This window comes from Frankia sp. R82, assembly GCF_023716925.1.
Classification (GTDB): Bacteria; Actinomycetota; Actinomycetes; order Frankiales; family Frankiaceae; genus Frankia.
The window spans coordinates 1-17,083 of record NZ_JAMQQG010000311.1 but is presented as its reverse complement, the minus strand read 5'-3'; the positions used below and the strand labels follow the sequence as shown (position 1 = coordinate 17,083).

General features: G+C 69.7%; 14 protein-coding genes. 3 read left to right on the top strand and 11 right to left on the bottom strand.

From position 1 onward, the window contains the following. Positions 1-198: 198 nt before the first annotated feature. Together htpX and ND747_RS25415 are read right to left on the bottom strand one after the other, a co-directional pair. A complete protein-coding gene (htpX, locus tag ND747_RS25420) occupies positions 199-1,074 on the bottom strand; it encodes a zinc metalloprotease HtpX (RefSeq protein WP_251736720.1) in 876 nt (291 codons plus the stop codon). Positions 1,075-1,231: 157 nt separating this feature from the next. Further along, positions 1,232-2,140 (bottom strand): Rossmann-like and DUF2520 domain-containing protein, encoded by a 909-nt coding sequence (locus ND747_RS25415; protein ID WP_251736719.1) that lies wholly within the window; start codon positions 2,138-2,140, stop codon positions 1,232-1,234. 574 nt (positions 2,141-2,714) lie between these two features. Here ND747_RS25415 and ND747_RS25410 point away from each other — a divergent pair. From ND747_RS25410 to ND747_RS25400, 3 genes are all read left to right on the top strand, one after another. Continuing rightward, the gene (locus tag ND747_RS25410; RefSeq protein ID WP_251736718.1) at positions 2,715-4,598 is read left to right on the top strand and encodes a 2-oxoacid:acceptor oxidoreductase subunit alpha; all 1,884 of its coding nucleotides are present in this window, start codon (positions 2,715-2,717) and stop codon (positions 4,596-4,598) included. Further along, entirely contained in the window at positions 4,595-5,656 is a 1,062-nt protein-coding gene (locus ND747_RS25405) for a 2-oxoacid:ferredoxin oxidoreductase subunit beta (protein ID WP_251736717.1), read from the top strand. The genes ND747_RS25410 and ND747_RS25405 overlap by 4 nt, the downstream gene beginning before the upstream one ends. A 398-nt stretch (positions 5,657-6,054) precedes the next feature. Continuing rightward, a complete protein-coding gene (locus ND747_RS25400; RefSeq protein WP_251736716.1) occupies positions 6,055-7,335 on the top strand; it encodes a hypothetical protein in 1,281 nt (426 codons plus the stop codon). Between the two features lie 45 nt (positions 7,336-7,380). Here the strand turns inward: ND747_RS25400 and ND747_RS25395 are convergent, their stop codons facing one another. From ND747_RS25395 to ND747_RS25355, 9 genes are all read right to left on the bottom strand, one after another. Continuing rightward, entirely contained in the window at positions 7,381-8,397 is a 1,017-nt protein-coding gene (locus ND747_RS25395; protein ID WP_251736715.1) for a polyprenyl synthetase family protein, read from the bottom strand. A 7-nt stretch (positions 8,398-8,404) separates the two neighbouring features. Then, on the bottom strand, positions 8,405-9,970 hold the full coding sequence (nuoN, locus tag ND747_RS25390; RefSeq protein ID WP_251736714.1) for an NADH-quinone oxidoreductase subunit NuoN: 1,566 nt from the start codon (positions 9,968-9,970) through the stop codon (positions 8,405-8,407). After that, positions 9,967-11,676, bottom strand: a complete 1,710-nt coding sequence (locus ND747_RS25385; protein ID WP_251736713.1) for an NADH-quinone oxidoreductase subunit M — start codon at positions 11,674-11,676, stop codon at positions 9,967-9,969. Before ND747_RS25385 ends, nuoN begins: the two co-directional genes overlap by 4 nt. A 1-nt stretch (position 11,677) precedes the next feature. Next, complete coding sequence (nuoL, locus tag ND747_RS25380; protein WP_251736712.1) at positions 11,678-13,627, bottom strand: NADH-quinone oxidoreductase subunit L; 1,950 nt, start codon at positions 13,625-13,627, stop codon at positions 11,678-11,680. Between the two features lie 25 nt (positions 13,628-13,652). Continuing rightward, positions 13,653-13,952: an NADH-quinone oxidoreductase subunit NuoK gene (nuoK, locus tag ND747_RS25375; RefSeq protein WP_251736711.1), complete on the bottom strand. Its 300-nt coding sequence runs from the start codon at positions 13,950-13,952 to the stop codon at positions 13,653-13,655. Then, positions 13,949-14,719: an NADH-quinone oxidoreductase subunit J gene (locus ND747_RS25370; protein WP_251736710.1), complete on the bottom strand. Its 771-nt coding sequence runs from the start codon at positions 14,717-14,719 to the stop codon at positions 13,949-13,951. The genes nuoK and ND747_RS25370 overlap by 4 nt, the downstream gene beginning before the upstream one ends. Beyond that, positions 14,716-15,264, bottom strand: coding sequence for an NADH-quinone oxidoreductase subunit NuoI (nuoI, locus tag ND747_RS25365; protein WP_251736709.1), 549 nt, complete (start codon positions 15,262-15,264; stop codon positions 14,716-14,718). Before nuoI ends, ND747_RS25370 begins: the two co-directional genes overlap by 4 nt. A 3-nt stretch (positions 15,265-15,267) precedes the next feature. Beyond that, entirely contained in the window at positions 15,268-16,581 is a 1,314-nt protein-coding gene (gene nuoH / locus ND747_RS25360; RefSeq protein ID WP_251736708.1) for an NADH-quinone oxidoreductase subunit NuoH, read from the bottom strand. Continuing rightward, positions 16,578-17,083: molybdopterin dinucleotide binding domain-containing protein (locus ND747_RS25355; protein WP_285901116.1), on the bottom strand; the 506-nt coding region annotated here is incomplete at its 5' end. The genes ND747_RS25355 and nuoH, both read right to left, overlap by 4 nt.

Here is a 17,083-nt window from a genome sequence, read left to right as displayed (position 1 = left end):
CACCCCGCCCGATGGGGGGTTCGGGCGGGGTGCCTGCGGCGGAACCTGGGGGGTGTGCTCCGCCGCGGTCAGGGTCACGGGCGGCGGCTACCGCAGTCGCCGCTCCGCACTCATGGCCATGCAGGAAATATTACTCCGAATCCTCATCCGTAAACCCCCGACACCACGACGGACAACAACCTCAACCATCCACGCGCGTCATCGATACGGATTCATGCGAGACATCTGCTCCAGTCGCGCGATTCGTTCGTTCATGGGCGGATGCGTGGAGAACAGCTTGGCGACTCCGCCACCGCGGAACGGGTTCGCAATCATCAGGGCCGCCGCCGGCCCCACCCGTGAGCTGGGCGTCAACGGCCGGGCGGCGGTACCCGCCTCCAGTTTGCGCAGCGCGTTCGCCAACCCGATCGGATCGCCGGTGAGCGTTGCTCCCGACTCGTCCGCCTGGTACTCCCGAGCCCGGCTGATGGCAAGTTGGATGATCGTCGCTGCCATCGGGCCCAGGATCATCAGCAGGAGGAGCTCGAAAATGCCGGGACCGTTCTCGTCGCTGCGGCCCCCACCGAAGATGGCCAGGAACTGAGCCATGTTGGCCAGGTACACAATGATGCTCGCCAGCGCTCCGGCCACGGACGCAATAAGGATGTCCCGGTTGTACACATGACTGAGTTCATGCCCCAGAACGCCGCGAAGCTCCCGGTCGTCCATGAGTTCCATGATGCCCTCGGTGCAGCAGACCGCGGCGTTGCGCGGGCCACGGCCGGTGGCGAACGCGTTGGGCGCGCCGGTGGGGCTCAGGTAGAGCCGCGGCATCGGCATCCGGGCCTGCCGGGCAAGATCACCCACGATGGCGTAGAGCCGTGGCTGTTCGACCTGGTTGATCGGATAGGCCCGCATCGCCCGCAGCGCGATGCGATCGGAGAAAAAGAAGGAGAAGCCGTTCATCGCCAACGCGAGCAACAGCGCGATGAGCAGGCCGCCCCGACCGAACAGCGAGCCGACCAGCAGGATGGCGGCGGACAGCACGCCGAGCAGCAGCGCGGTCTTCAGACCGTTGAGGTGGCGGTGTGGCATGGCGATCGGTGGTCCGTCCTCTACGACGACATCCGTCTGCTGGCGATGACCAGCCGGATGGCTGTGCACCCGAACCAACGAGACGGTCCACGGACAACGTTCCCCGCGCGGGCCCGTCCCGCCAGGGATGTGGCCGATTTATCCCACCGGCCGCCGGTCAGGGGTCCCTGTCCAGCTCGCGCCGCAGCGCGGCGGTCGCCGCCGGTCCCAACAGCCCCACGCGGGCCAGCTCGTCGGCGGTGAACCGGGCCAGGGCCCGATACACCTGCTCGAGTGCGGGATCGACCTGGGCCAGCGCCTGACGATGCGCGCGCACCGTGTCGCGGTCGCCTCGACGCACGGGCCCGGTCGCCGCGGCCCAGCCACCGGCGAGGGCGTGTTCCAGGGAGGCACGCAGTAACGGTCCGAGCGCCGCGGCCGGATCGGCGATGCCCACTCCCGCGAGCAGATCCTGAGCCGCACCGGTCAGGCTCGCCAGAAAGTTGCCCCCAAGGACCAGCGCGGCGTGATATTGCGCACGTCGATCATCCGCGATCGCCAGCGGAACACCGCCGATGTCGATCACCAGCCGGTGCACCGCCGCGACCACGTCGGCGTCCGCCGTGACGCCGAACGGGACCCCGACAAACACTCCCTGACCAGCCGTGCCGGGCAGCGTCATGATCGGATGCACCGCGGCCCGGTGGGCGCCGCAGCCGCCTCCGGCAGCCAGCACCGCCAGTCCGTGGCGACCGCTCAGATGGGCGAGCATCTGGTTCTCCCGGACCGCTGAAAGCGCCACCAGACGGGCCGTGACCTGGGCAATCGCATCATCGGGCACGGCGATCAGCAGGATGTCGGCGCGCTGCAGGCGGGATGCGATCCGCGCCGCCGGGCCCGTCCAGGCCGCCGGGAAACGACGTGCGGCGCGGGCCCGGGACGACTCGGTGCGGGTGGCCACCGCCACCACCGGGTGCCCCGCCTCGGCCAGCGCCCGGGCCACGGCAGTGCCCGCGCGACCTGCGCCGATCAGGCCGATGCTGGACCGCCGACGAGCGGGTGGGACAACGGAGCTCGGACCACTCATGGCTCGATGCTGCCGGCCGGGCCACGAAGGTGCCGCGTCCACTGCCGTCAAGGGCAGTTCGGGCACTCCCGGCACCCACGTCGGCCGAGTGACACCCCGCCGGACGGCCCTGGGCCGATACGCTCGGTGGAGCGGCCCTTCCTCCGCACATCCTGCGCACGGTGGCTACAAAGGATGGTGAGTCGCAGACACAGAGTCCAGCGAGCACCGGTCAAGCGTCACATGGCCACAGATACCGCAATGGTGGTGCACGGTGCGTGGTGTACGGAGCATCTTGCCGGTCACGTTCCGGACCGGGATCGACACGTTCAAGCCCGTCGCGCAGGGACGGGCCGGCACCATCGGCCACACCCGTACGAACCACTCCGGCGGAACTTCGGGGTGCGCATACCTACACGGACGCATATGCACACAGAGTTGACAGTCAATCACCCCCAGGGCAGAGAACCGCAGATCATCGGATTCGGGTTCGATCGGTCGGCCGAGTCCGGGCACCCGGCCCGGCCCGGCTCGCCGCACGCACCTCAATGCGGCAGCCGCTACGCTGGTGTGGTACCCGAGGAGGTTACTGAAAGTGTCTGAACAGGTCAGGGAGCGGGAGACCCGCCGACTCGACCGGGTCGTCGTGCGCTTTGCGGGCGACTCCGGCGACGGTATGCAACTCACCGGAGAACAGTTCACCAGCGAAACCGCCACGTTCGGCAACGACCTGTCGACGCTCCCGGACTTCCCGGCCGAGATTCGTGCGCCAGCCGGCACGCCGGCCGGTGTATCCGGATTCCAGCTGCATTTCTCCGACCATGACATTCTTACTCCGGGCGATGCCCCGGACGTCCTGGTCGCGATGAATCCCGCCGCACTGAAGGCGAATCTGAAGGATCTGCCCCACGGCGCGAACCTCATCGTCAACACGGATTCCTTCACCGGCGGAAACCTGAAGAAGGCCGGGTACGCGACGGATCCGCTGACGGACGGGACGCTCGACCCGTATGTCGTCCATCGGGTCCCGCTGACCTCGATGACCATCAACGCCGTGCACGCCCTCGAGGGCGGCGGCGGGGTCAACAAGAAGGAGGCCGAGCGGGCGAAGAACATGTTCGCCCTCGGCCTCATGAGCTGGCTCTACCACCGGCCCACCGGCGGCACCGAGGCCTTCCTGACGAAGAAGTTCGCCAAGCGGCCGGAGATCGCCGCGGCGAACATCGCGGCGTTCCGCGCCGGGTTCAACTACGGCGAGACGACCGAGTCGTTCACCGTCACCTACGAGGTGGCGCCGGCCCGGATGAAGACCGGGACCTACCGGCGCATCAGCGGCAACCTGGCGCTGTCCTACGGGCTCGTCGCCGCGGGGGAGCTGACCGGCCTGTCCGTCTTCCTCGGCACCTACCCGATCACGCCGGCCTCGGACATCCTGCACGAGCTGAGCAAGCACAAGCGGTTCGGCGTGCGCACCTTCCAGGCCGAGGACGAGATCGCCGGGGTCGGTGCGGCGCTCGGCGCGTCCTTCGGTGGATCTCTCGGCGTCACCACGACCTCCGGCCCGGGCGTCGCGCTCAAGAGCGAGACGATCGGCCTCGCGGTCAGCCTCGAACTGCCGCTGGTGATCGTCGACATCCAGCGCGGTGGCCCGTCCACCGGCCTGCCGACCAAGACCGAGCAGGCCGACCTGCTGCAGGCGATGTTCGGCCGCAACGGTGAGGCCCCGGTGCCGATCGTGGCGCCCCGCTCCCCCGGGGACTGCTTCGACGCGGCCATCGAGGCCGCCCGCATCGCGACGAAGTACCGCACGCCGGTGTTCCTGCTCTCCGACGGCTACCTGGCCAACGGCTCCGAGCCGTGGCTGCTGCCGACCCGCGAGGAGCTGCCGGACCTGAGCGTCACCTTCACCACCGAGCCGAACCACACCGGCGACAAGGGCCCGGAGTTCTGGCCGTACCTACGTGACCCGGAGACGCTTGCGCGTCCCTGGGCCATCCCGGGCACGCCCGGCCTGGAGCACCGCATCGGCGGCATCGAGAAGTCGGACGGGCCGGGGAACATCTCCTACGACCCGGCCAACCACGACCGGATGGTCCGACTGCGCGCCGCCAAGGTCGCCGGCATCGCGAACGACGTCCCCCCGCTCGAGGTGGAGGACCCGTCCGGCGCAGCCCGGGTGCTCGTGCTCGGCTGGGGGTCCACCTACGGCCCGATCGCGGCCGGCTGCCGGCGGGTGCGCGCGAAGGGCCTGAAGGTCGCGCAGGCGCACCTGCGCCATCTCAACCCCTTCCCGGCCAACACCGGGGAGATCCTGCGGTCGTACGACAAGGTGATCATCCCCGAGATGAACCTCGGCCAGCTGCGGATGCTGATCCGCGCCGAGTACCTCGTCGACGCGATCGGTTACAACCAGGTCCGCGGGCTGCCGTTCAAGGCAGCCGAGCTGGCCGGCGTCTTGGAGGACGTGATCAACCAGTGACCGTCACGACGAACCATTCCGGGATCGGTAACCGTCTGCTCGACCTGGTGCCGGCGGCACCGGGTCCCCAGAGCCGCAAGGACTTCACCTCCGACCAGGAGGTGCGCTGGTGCCCGGGGTGCGGTGACTACGCCATCCTCGCCACGGTGCAGGGCTTCCTGCCCGAGCTCGGCATCGCGCGCGAGAACGTCGTGTTCATCTCCGGGATCGGCTGCTCCTCGCGCTTCCCGTACTACCTGCAGACCTACGGGATGCACTCGATCCACGGTCGGGCGCCGGCGATCGCCACCGGCCTCGCCACCTCGCGGCCGGACCTGTCGGTCTGGGTCGTCACCGGAGACGGCGACGCGCTGTCCATCGGCGGCAACCACCTGTTGCACGCGCTGCGCCGCAACGTCAACCTCAAGATCCTGATGTTCAACAACCGGATCTACGGTCTGACCAAGGGCCAGTACTCGCCGACCTCCGAGGTCGGCAAGATCACGAAGTCGACGCCGTACGGCTCGCTGGACCGCCCGTACAACCCGGTCTCGCTGGCCCTCGGCGCCGAGGCGACGTTCGTCGCCCGCTCGGTCGACTCCGACCGCGCCCACCTGACCTCGGTGCTGCGCGCCGCGGCCGAGCACCCGGGCACGGCGTTCGTCGAGATCTTCCAGAACTGCAACATCTTCAACGACGGCGCCTTCGACACCCTCAAGGACCGCTCGACCCGCGACGACGTGACGCTGCGCCTCGTGCACGGCGAGCCGCTGGTCTTCGGAGCCGAGGGTGACAAGGGCATCCGGCGGGCGGACGACGGCAGCCTCGAGGTCGTCTCCGCCGACGCGCCCGGCGTCCTGGTGCACAACGCCTCGGCCGCGGAGCCGAGCCAGTCGTTCGCGCTGTCCCGGCTCACCGGGGACACCCACGGGGTCACCCCCATCGGTGTCTTCCGTAACGTCGATGTCCCGACCTACGACGAGGCGCTCAACAAGCAGGTCGCCGACGCGAAGGCGAAGCAGGGCGAGGGCGACCTGATGGCCATGATCTCCGGCGGGGAGACCTGGACCATCGACTGATCCGAGTGCCCCACGGGGTAGCTCGAGCCGGCACTGGACGAGGCCGGGATACGCACTCCAGGTGCGGGTCCCGGCCTCGTCGCCGTTGCGAGGCCGCCCGTTGGAGCCAGGCCGACGGACATCACGCGGCCATAGCGCCGTTACGCGCGCTGCGTCTGATATTTGCCGCTCTGCGTCGGTCGGGTACTGTGACAGTGCGCGTGGGGGTGCCGTGCGGCCCGGGGGGGCTCACCACACCAGTGCAGCCGGAGGCATAGTGCGGGGTCATCGAGCCCTCCGCCCACGGCCCGCGGTCGGTCCGCGTTCGCCGATGGGTCCTGTCCATGCAGCCGCGGTAGCGGCGGCGCAGCCGAGTCGGCCCTGGTCGGCCCAGCTCCTTCTCCCGTCCGGAGGCCGTCGTGGGTAGCCATTCCGCCGGTCGCCACGCCCGGCACGGCACCGCCGACCGGCGCGCCGCAGCTCCTCGCCCCGCGGGCGCGGCGGTGCGACCGTCGCCGGTGGTCGCCGAGCCCGCCTGGAGCCGGCCGCCTTCCTGGCGTGTTCCGACCCGTCCGCCCATCGCGCCCCCGGGCGAGCGGGACACGATCACCGGACCCCTGTCGGTCAGCACCACCGCCCGCCAGGAGCGGGAGGCCGCTTGGGCTACCCCCCACCACCACCCCGGCGAGCAGCCCGGCAGCGAGCAGTACTCCACCCGCTCCGTCCTCGTGACCGCCCCGGGCACTTCCCACCATGGCTCCGGCACCGCGCGGGACTGGGCCGACGAGGACCTCGACGAGGCGTGGCCCGCCCCGGTCTCGTCCAGCGCCCCGCCCGTCGCCTGGTACGAGCGCCCCCTGTACGACCCCTGGTACGACGAGGAGGCCTCCACCTCCCCGGACCCCTGGGGGGCCGACCCGTTCAGCGAGTACGACGGCTACCAGCACCCCGACACCGGTGTGTCCTTCACCGCAAGCCGGATGCCGGTCGTTCGTCCGGCTGGCATGGTGGCGACGCCCCGCGCGGATGACACGCAGTCCATCCGCCTTCCGGGAGCGCACCGGGCGCCGGCCCGGCGGGGCAACCGGGGCAACGGGCGGGTGCGCCTGGCCGCGGCCGGCACCGTGTCGCTCGCGGGGCTGTCGGCCATCGTGGCCGGGGTGACCCTCGGCGGCGAGCAGCCCGGTTCCGCGACCGTCCCCACCAACGGGGATGCCTCCCGGATCCAGTACAACGGCCGCACCGACGCGCTCGCTTTCGGCGCCGCCCAGTCGCAGGCGGCCCGGGGAACCACCCGGACCACCCCGCCCCGCGCGCTGCCCGCGCCACATCCCGGCCTGGGCGGCCAGCCCGGGGAGGGCAGCGCGTCGACCGGCACCGGCCTCAGCGCCGTCACCACCACCGTTCTCGGCCCGACGACCGCACCGATCCCGATCATCACCCTGGTCCCGCAGGGCACCTCCACCGGCCCGACCGACCTGCGCGGCCTCACGCCGGGCACCTCGGCCACCGGCACCACCGGGGCGACGAAATCCCCAACCCCGTCGAACGGGACGACCAGCCCGAACGCCAGCCCGTCCGCCACGGAGGACACCGGTTTCGGCCTGCCGTTCACCCCGGACACGCCGTCGGCGTCCCCGGGATCGCTGCAACCGAACCCGATCAGCATCACCCCGCTGCTGCCGCGGTCAACGAGCTGATCCACCGAACCGAGCTGGCAGCGGACCCCGCCCGCTGCCAGCCGGTCAGCCGGTGCGGTCGAGGACGAAGTCGGCGAGCGAGAGCAGGGCGGTCTTCGCCGGGCAGTCCGGCAGCGGCGCCAGACAGTCGCGGGAGCGAGCCGACCAGGCGGCAAGCTCCCGGCGGGCCCGGACCATGCCGTCGTGGCCACGCAGCAGCTCCAGCGCCTCCGCGACGCCCTCGTCAGGGTTCCCGCCACCGGCGGCGAAGTCCGAGGAGATGAGCTCCCGCAGCCGCCGGGCAGCCGCATCGTCGGACTGCAGCGCATACAGCACCGGCAGGGTCGGGACGCCCTCGCGCAGATCGGTTCCGGGCGTCTTGCCGGAGGCGGCCGCGTCCGAGGCGACGTCGATGATGTCATCCGAGAGCTGGAAGGCCACCCCGAACATCTCCCCGAACGTGGCCAGGGTGTCCACGGTGATCGGGTCGGCGCCGGCCAGCATGGCACCGAGCCGGCCCGAGGTGGCGATCAGCGACGCGGTCTTCTCCCGCACCACCCGCAGGTAGTGGTCGACCGGTTCCTGACCGGGCGCCGGGCCGACGGTCTCGCGAATCTGACCTTCACACAGTGTTGCGATGGTGCGGGCGAGGATGCGGGTCGCCTCGGGACCGAGATCCGCGGTGATGTCGGAGGCGCGGGCGAACAGGTAGTCGCCGGTGAGGATGGCAACTGTGTTCGTCCACCGGGCGTTGGCCGACGCCGCCCCCCGGCGGCGCGGCGCCTCGTCCATCACGTCATCGTGATACAGGGTTGACAGATGGGTCAGCTCGATCGCGACCGCCGCCGGTACCACCCCGGGGGCATGCGGATCAGCGAACTGTGCCGCCAGCAGCACGACGATCGGGCGGAACCGCTTGCCCCCCGCGTCGACGAGATGCCTGGAGGTCTCGGTGACGAAGCTGAACTCGCTGCGTACCGAGGCACGCAGCAGCTCCTCCACCTGAGCGAGACCTTCTCGCACGGCTTTTTCGAGATCAGGATCGGTCCTGATCCCCACGACGTCCAGCCCGATAGCGCTCATACCACCGTCAGCGTACGAAGCCGGACGACGCCGCGGTGTTCGCCAGGTCGAGAAGAGGCTGTGGCGCTACTCCCAGGACCAGGGTGGCGAGCGTGCCGATCCCCGCCGTGGCGAAGGTGAGGGTGGGTCGGGTGACCACGACCGGCCCCTGCGCCAGCGGCTCGGAGAAGAACATCAGCACGATGACCCGCACGTAGAAGAAGGCCGCGATCGCGCTGCAGACCAGCGCCACCACGACCAACGGGGTGGCGTGCCCGGCGATCGCCGCCTGGAACACCGCGAACTTGCCGGTGAAGCCGCTGGTGAGCGGGATGCCGGCGAGCGCCATCAGCAGGAACGAGAACGTGCCGGCGACCAGCGGCGAGGTGCGGCCCAGCCCCCGCCACTGGGACAGGTCGCTGGCCTCCCCGTCGGACGTGCGGACCAGGGAGATGACGGCGAACGCGGCGATCGTGGTGAAACCGTAGGTGACCAGGTAGAACATCGCGCCGCGCAGGCCGTCGGTGTTCGTGCCGGCGAGGCCCACCAGCAGGAAGCCGGCGTGGGCGATCGCCGAGTAGGCGAGCATCCGCTTGATGTCGCGCTGGGTGAGGGCAAGCACCGCCCCGACGACCATGGTCAGGATGGCGACCGCCCACAGCACCGGCCGCCAGTCCCAGCGCAGCGGGCCGAAGGCGATGTAGAACACCCGCAGGATCGCGCCGAACGCGGCCACCTTGGTTCCGGCGGCCATGAACGCGGTGACCGGGGTCGGGGCGCCCTGGTAGACGTCCGGCGTCCACGAGTGGAACGGCGCGGCACCGATCTTGAAGAACAGGCCGACGGCGATGAGCCCGACCGCGAGGTACAGGTAGGCGTCGGTCCTGCCGGTGGTACCGACCGCGTCGGCGATCTTCCCGAGCTCGACGCTGCCGGCGTACCCGTAGGCGAACGCGAGGCCGTAGAGGAAGAACGCCGAGGAGAACGCTCCCAGCAGGAAGTACTTCATCGCCGCCTCCTGCGAGAGCAGACGCCGGCGGCGCGCCAGGCCCGTGAGCAGGTACAGCGGCAGCGAGAGGATCTCCAGCGCGACGAACATGACCAGCAGGTTGTTCGACGCGACGAACAGCATCATGCCGGTGACCGAGAACACCATCAGCGGGTAGGCCTCGGTCTGCATGTCCGCGGAGGTCCGGGCGGCGGTCGATCCCTTCGATCCGGGGGTGACCGCCGCGGAGGCGACGATCGCGCCACCGGAGGAGTCCAGCCGTCGTTCGGCGACCAGCAACACCGACAGCAGCGCGAACACCAGAATCGTGCCCTGCATGAACAGCGTCGGCCCGTCGATGGCCACCGCGCCGGCGGCGAGCAGCGCGTGCCGGCCGTGCAGTAGCGCGACGGCGATCAACGCGGCGATGAACCCGGCGCCGGCGAGCACCGGCTGGATCACCCGCCGGGCCGCACGCTCGGCGAAGGCGTCGACGAGCACCCCGACCAGTGCCACCACGAAGACGATGAGCAGCGGGCTGAGCGAGGAGTACTCGATCGAGGGTGGGGTGATCTTCTCGGTCTGCGCGAGCAGGATGGCGCTCACGAACGGCCTCCGGGCTGACTGGTGACGGGATGGGGCGGGGCCGGATCGGACCTGCCGACGTCGGTGTAGGTCGCCGTCACCGACGGCCGGATGATGTCCAGCAGCGGCTTCGGATACACCCCGAGCCCGATGATCAGCGCGATCATCGGCGCGACGACGGCCTTCTCCCGCCAGGACAGGTCAGGCAGGTTCCGGTTGGCCTCGTGGGTGATCGGACCGGTCATCGTCCGCTGGTACAGGTACAGGACGTAGATCGCGGCCAGCACGATCCCGGTGGTGGCCACGATCGCCAGCGCCTTGTTGTAGGTGAACGTGCCCACGAGCACCAGGAACTCGCTGACGAAGCTGTTCGTGCCCGGCAGCGCCAGCGACGACAGACCGGCGATGAGCATCACCCCGGCCAGTACCGGCGTCACCTTCGCCAGTCCCCCGTAGGCACCGATGTCGGCGGTGCCGCGGCGGGCGATGAGAAACCCGACGACGAGGAAGAGCAGGCCGGTCGAGAGCCCGTGGTTGACCATGTAGAGCACCGCACCGGTGCCGGCCTGGCTGGTGAAGGCGAACAGGCCCAGCGCGATGAACCCGAAGTGGGCCAGCGAGGTGTACGACACCAGACGTTTCATGTCCCGTTGCCCGATCGCGAGCAGCGCCCCGTAGAAGATCCCGATGACTGCCAGGGCCAGCACCACCGGCGCGAAGTAGTCCGACGCGTCCGGGAACAGCGGAATGCAGTAGCGGATCAGACCGAACGTGCCGACCTTGTCCAGCAGTCCGACGAGCAGTACCGCGCCCCCGACGGGCGCCTGCGCACCGGCGTCGGGCAGCCAGGTGTGGAACGGAAACAGCGGCGCCTTGATGGCGAACGCGATGAAGAAACCGGCGAACAGCAGCTTCTGCACACCGGGGGTGATGTCGAGCTGGCGCAGCGAGGCGAAGTCGAACGTGCCGTGCGCGAGATGCTCGGCGGACACGACGTACAGCCCGATCACCGCGGCGAGCATGAGCAGCCCGCCGAGCAGGCTGTAGATCAGGAACTTCACCGCCGCGTACGAACGCTGGGCCTGCTGCTGCGCCGGCCCGAAGCTGCCGATGAGGAAGTACATCGGGATCAGGATCGCCTCGAAGAAGACGTAGAACAGAAACACGTCGGTCGCGGCGAACACCCCCACCAGCCCCGCTTCCAGGACCAGCAACAGCGCGCAGAACACCGGCACCGACCGCCGGGGCACCGGCACGGCCTGCGCCACCGCCTCGACCCGTACCGGCGGCGTCGCCACCAGCACCGCGGTCCCCCCACCACTCTCCGGAAGACCACCGCCCGCCGGAAGACCACCATCCTCCGGAAGAGCACCGCCCGCCGGCCCCTCGTCCTGCGGGTCGCCGTCGAACTCGTCCCAGGACGACAGCACGACCACCGGTACCAGCAGCGCGGTCAGCAGGATCAGCACCAGCGAGATGCCGTCCACCCCGACCGCGTAGGAGATACCGAACGTGGAGATCCAGTCGTAGTGCTGGGAGAACTGGAAACCGGCCCGGTTCGGGTGGTATGCGAATGTCGCCAGCACCGCGAGTACCAGCACCGCCAGGGTGACGGCGAGGGTCAGTTGCTTTGCCTGGGTCGCCAGCCGCCGTGGGAAAGCAGCGACGACGACCGCGGCAAGGGCGGGGATGACGAGCAGGATCGTCAGCCAGGGCACCGAGTTCACGTCAGCCGCCCCACACCAGCAGCAGTGCGCCGACCATCAGGACGGCACCTCCCAACATCGACAGAGCGTAGGACCGGACGAAACCGGTCTGCAGGCGGCGCATCCGCCCGGACAGTCCGCCGATGCCGGCGGCGCTGCCCCGCACCAGTCCATCGACGCCGACCAGGTCGAGCCAGACCAGGAAGCGGGTCAGGAACTGGCCGGGGCGCATGGCGATGGTCTCGTTGACGGTGTTCGCGAACAGGTCGTGCCTGGCCGCCACGGTGACCAGCGTGACCTCCGTGTCCGGCCGGGCGGTCGCCTCCACCGGACGTGCCTGGTAGCGCAGCCAGGCCGCGGCGAACCCGCCGGCGACGACCACCAGGGTGAGCGCGGTCAGCACGATCGGGGAGAACGTGTGCACGCCCTCGACCCCTTCGCCGGCGACCGGTTCGAGCCAGTCCTGCATGCTGTGGCCGAGGACGAACAGCCCGCCGGCGAACGTCGAGCCGACCGCGAGAACGATCATCGGGCCGGTCATCGTCGGCGGCGACTCGTGCGGGTGACGCGCGTCCTCCCCCTCGCTCGACCAGCGCGGCCGACCGTGGAAGGTCATCAGGAACAGCCGGGACATGTAGAACGCGGTGATCCCGGCGCCGAGCAGCGCGACCGCGCCGAGCAGATACCCGGACGTGCCGCCCTTGTCGAACGCGGTCTCGATGATGCGGTCCTTGGTGAAGAACCCCGACAGCCCGGGGAAACCGATGATCGCGAGGAACCCCAGGCCGAACGTGGCCCAGGTGACCGGCATGTACCGCCACAGCCCGCCGTAGTGGCGCAGGTCCTGGTCGTCGTCCATGGCGTGGATGACCGATCCGGCGCCGAGGAACAGCCCGGCCTTGAAGAAGCCGTGCGCGAGCAGGTGCATGATGCCGATCGCGTAGCCGGCGGGCCCCAGGCCCACCGCGAGGAACATGTAACCGATCTGGCTGACCGTCGAGTAGGCCAGCACCTTCTTGATGTCGTCGTAGGCGCAGCCGATCACGCAGCCGAGCAGGATCGTGATCGCGCCGATGACGACGACGACGGTGCGGGCCGCCTGCGTCTCGTTGAAGATCGGCGCCGAGCGGACGATCAGATAGACGCCGGCGGTCACCATGGTCGCCGCGTGGATCAGCGCGGAGATCGGGGTGGGCCCCTCCATCGCGTCCGGCAGCCACGCCTGCAGCGGGAACTGGCCGGACTTGCCGCACGCCCCGAGCAGCAGCAACAGGGCGATTGCACTGATCGTGCCGTAGCCGATGACGTTTGCGGCCGCGGCGCCGAACACGTCCGCATAGCTGGTCGACCCGACGGTGGCGAACATCAGCATGATCGCGATCGCCAGGCCGACGTCGCCGACCCGGTTCATGTAGAAGGCCTTGTTCGCCGCGGTCGCGGCGGCCGGCCGATCCTCCCAGAACTTGATCAGCAGGTAGGACGACAGGCCGACGAGCTCCCAGCCGGCGTAGAGCGACAGGAAGTTGTTGCCGAGCACCAGCAGCAGCATCGAGGCCAGGAACAGGTTCATGTAGGCGAAGAACTTCCGCCTGGCCGGGTCGTGCGCCATGTAGCCGATCGAGTAGATGTGGATCAGCGTGCCGACGCCGGTGATCAGCAGCACGAACACGATCGAGAGCTGGTCGACGAGCAGGCCGACGTCCACCTGGAAGCCGTTCACCGGAATCCAGGAGAACAGGTGCTGCGAGACCGCCCGGTCGTCGCCGGACCGGCCGAGCATCGCGGCGAACAGCACCACGCCGACGACGAAGCTCGCGGCGGCGGCCAGGGTGCCGATCAGATGGCCGAACCGGTCGGTGCGCCGACCGCCGAGCAGCAGGACCGCGGCGCCGGCCAGCGGCAGCAGGATGAGCAGCCACGACACCGAGAACGCGCCGGAGGCGGCGGCGTAGTGGACCGGAGTATGCGTCACTGAAGTCTCGTCCGTTCTTCCGTGATCAGTACTTCAGCAGGTTCACGTCGTCCACCGACGCCGAGCGGCGGGTCCGGAAGATACTGAGGATGATGGCCAGGCCGATCACGACCTCGGCCGCGGCGACGACCATCACGAAGAACGCCATGACCTGGCCGTCCAGGGTGCCGTGCAGCCGGGAGAAGGTGACCAGGGTCAGGTTCGACGCGTTGAGCATGAGCTCGATCGACATGAACACGACGATGGCGTTGCGCCGCACGAGTACTCCGGCCGTACCGATCGTGAACAGCAGTGCCGCAAGAATCAGATAGTTCGCCGGGTTCACTGCTCGTCTCCCTTACCGGCACCGGCCAGCGCCGGGCCGTCGTCGCTGCCCTCGATGCCACCGATGCCCGAGGCGTGGCCGCCACCGGGCAGCAGCCCGAGCGTGTCGGCGGAGTCATGCCGGGCAAAGACTCCGGGTCCGGGCAGCGGGGTGACCTGGCGTCCCTCGGTGAAGCGGCGGCGCATCCACTCCCGCTGGCCGACCGGGCCGCCGGCGTCGCGCTCGCGGTGGCCGAGCACCATCGTCCCGATCGCGGCGACGACGAGCAGCGCCGAGACCGCCTCGAAGACGAACACGTACTGACTGAACAGCAGCCGACCGATCGCCTGGACGTTGCCGCCGGTGTTGGCCGTCGCCAGCCCGTTCCCATGCACGCCGTCGATGGCCGAGCCGATCGGGAAGACCAGCAGCCCGGCGAACCCGAGACCGAAGATCACCGCGCCGAGCCGCTGCCCGCGGATGGTCTCCACCAGCGAGTCGGACGAGTCGACGCCGACCAGCATCAGCACGAACAGGAACAGCACCATGATCGCGCCGGCGTACACGATGATCTGCACGAAGCCGAGGAACGGTGCCTGTTGGAGCAGGTAGAACACCGCGACGCAGAACAGGTTCGCGACCAGCAGCAACGCGGAGTGCACGGCGCTGCGCACCAGGATCATCCCGAGCGCGGCCAGCACCGCGACCGGCGCGAGGATCCAGAACGTCACCGCCTCCCCGGTGGACGTGCTGGTCAGCTCGCCCGCAGCGGACAGCACCGTACTCATCGGGCCTCGCCATCCCCCTGGCCTGCGACCTGCCAGGGCAGCGGCGCGTCCGGGTCACGCAGGTAGTAGTCGGTCTCGTTCTCGCCGAGGCGCAGCGGGTGCGGCGGTGCTTCCATGCCCTCGCCCAGCGGCGCGAGCAGCTGCTCCTTGGTGAAGATCAGGTCCTGGCGGCTGTCGTCGGCGAGCTCGTAGTCGTTGGACATCGTCAGCGCCCGGGTCGGGCAGGCCTCGATGCACAGACCGCACAGGATGCAGCGCAGGTAGTTGATCTGGTAGACGCGGCCGTACCGCTCCCCCGGGGAGAAACGTTCCTCCTCGGTGTTGTCCGCGCCCTCGACGTAGATGGCGTCCGCCGGGCACGCCCACGCGCACAGCTCGCAGCCGACGCACTTCTCCAGCCCGTCCGGATGCCGGTTGAGCTGGTGGCGGCCGTGGAACCGCGGCGCGGTCGGCTTCTTCTCCTCGGGATACTGCTCCGTCGTCGGCTTCTTGAACATCGTCGAGAAGGTGACGCCGAAGCCCTTGTAGGGATCGAACACGCCCATGTCTCAGCCCTCCTGGCGCGGTTGGTGGTCCGCGGGGACGACGGTGGTGACGGTGGCCGACCCGTTCCCGTTCCTGGTGGCCTGCGGGGGTGGCCACGGGATGTGTTCGAGGCTGGGTGCCTCGGCGAGCTTGCGGCGTTCGGCCTCCTCGAGCTCACGCCGGTGCTGCGCGCCGCCGGGGTCGACGAGCGCGACGATGACGAGCACGCCGATGACCACGCCGATGCCGATCAGCCACGGCGTGCGGTCATCGACGTCCTTCTGGTAGACCCGGAACACCGCGATGATCAGTACCCACAGCAGCCCGACCGGGATGAGCACCTTCCAGCCGAAGGCCATGAACTGGTCGTAGCGCAACCGGGGCAGCGTGCCCCGCAGCCAGATGAACAGGAACAGGAACAGCAGCAGCTTGAGCACGAACCAGATGATCGGCACCCAGCCGTGGTCGAGGCCGGACAGCCCCGGGATCGGCGGCGGCTGCCAGCCACCGAGGAACAGCGTGGTCGCGATCGCCGAGACGGTGACCATGTTGATGTACTCGGCCAGGAAGAAGAAGGCGAACTTGATCGAGCTGTACTCGGTGTGGAATCCACCGACCAGCTCACCCTCGGCCTCGGGCAGGTCGAACGGCGTCCGGTTGGTCTCACCGACCATCGAGATGACATACAGGACGAACGACGGCACCAGCGCGATGTACCACCGTCCCGACTGGCTCTCGACGATCCCGGATGTGGACAGCGTCCCCGCGTACATGAACACCGCGACGAACGACAGGCCCATCGCCACCTCGTAGGAGATGATCTGGGCCGCCGAGCGCAGCGAGCCGAGCAGCGGATACGTCGATCCGCTCGACCAGCCGGACAGGATCAGTCCGTACACCCCCAGCGACGCCGCGGCCAGCATGTACAGCACGCTGACCGGCAGGTCGGCGAGCTGCAGCACGGTGTGGTGCCCGAAGATCGACACCTCGGGTCCGAACGGGATGACGGCGAAGGCGAGAAACGCCGGGATCGCCGAGACGATCGGCGCCAGGATGAAGATCGGCTTGTCGGCGAGCGCCGGGATCAGATCTTCCTTGAGCATGAGCTTCACGCCGTCGGCGAGGCTTTGCAGCCAGCCCTTGGGCCCGTGCCGGTTCGGCCCGATCCGCTGCTGCATCCGGGCGACGACCTTGCGCTCGAACACGATCGCAAACAGCGTCATGAGCAGCAGGAACGCGAACACCGCGACGGCCTTGACCAGGATCAGCCAAAACGGGTCCCGCCCGAACCCGGTCAGGTCCGGATCCACCGGCGCGGCGAACACCAGCGCGCTCATCGCCGCCCCTCCGGCCGCGAGCCGTTCGCACTCGGCCCCGACGGCGGCATCGGCGTTCGAACCCGCACGGTGGCATCCCGTGCCGCGGTGACGTCGGCACCGACGGCGGTGCCCCGGCGTTCGTCCACGGCGAAGGTGTCGTCCGCGGCCGGCCGCGGCAGCCCGCTCGCGGCGATCCGCACGACGGCACCGGCCGAGGCGGCGAGGCAGCGGCGCACATGCGAACCGGGCGAGTGGGTCGGTACCCACACAACCCGGTCCGGCATCTCGGTCAGCTCGCACGGCAGGGTGATCGACCCGTGCCCGGTGGAGACCCGCACCGGCTCACCACCGCGCGCGCCGATCTCGGCAGCGGTCGCGGCCGAGAGCCGGACCACCGAGGGACGAGCGGTACCGGCCAGGTAGGGCTCCCCGGCCAGCAGGGCGCCGTCGTCGACCAGCTGATGCCAGCTGGCGAGCACCGCCTCGCCGACCACCGGGACGGCCGCGGGCGCCGCGGGCT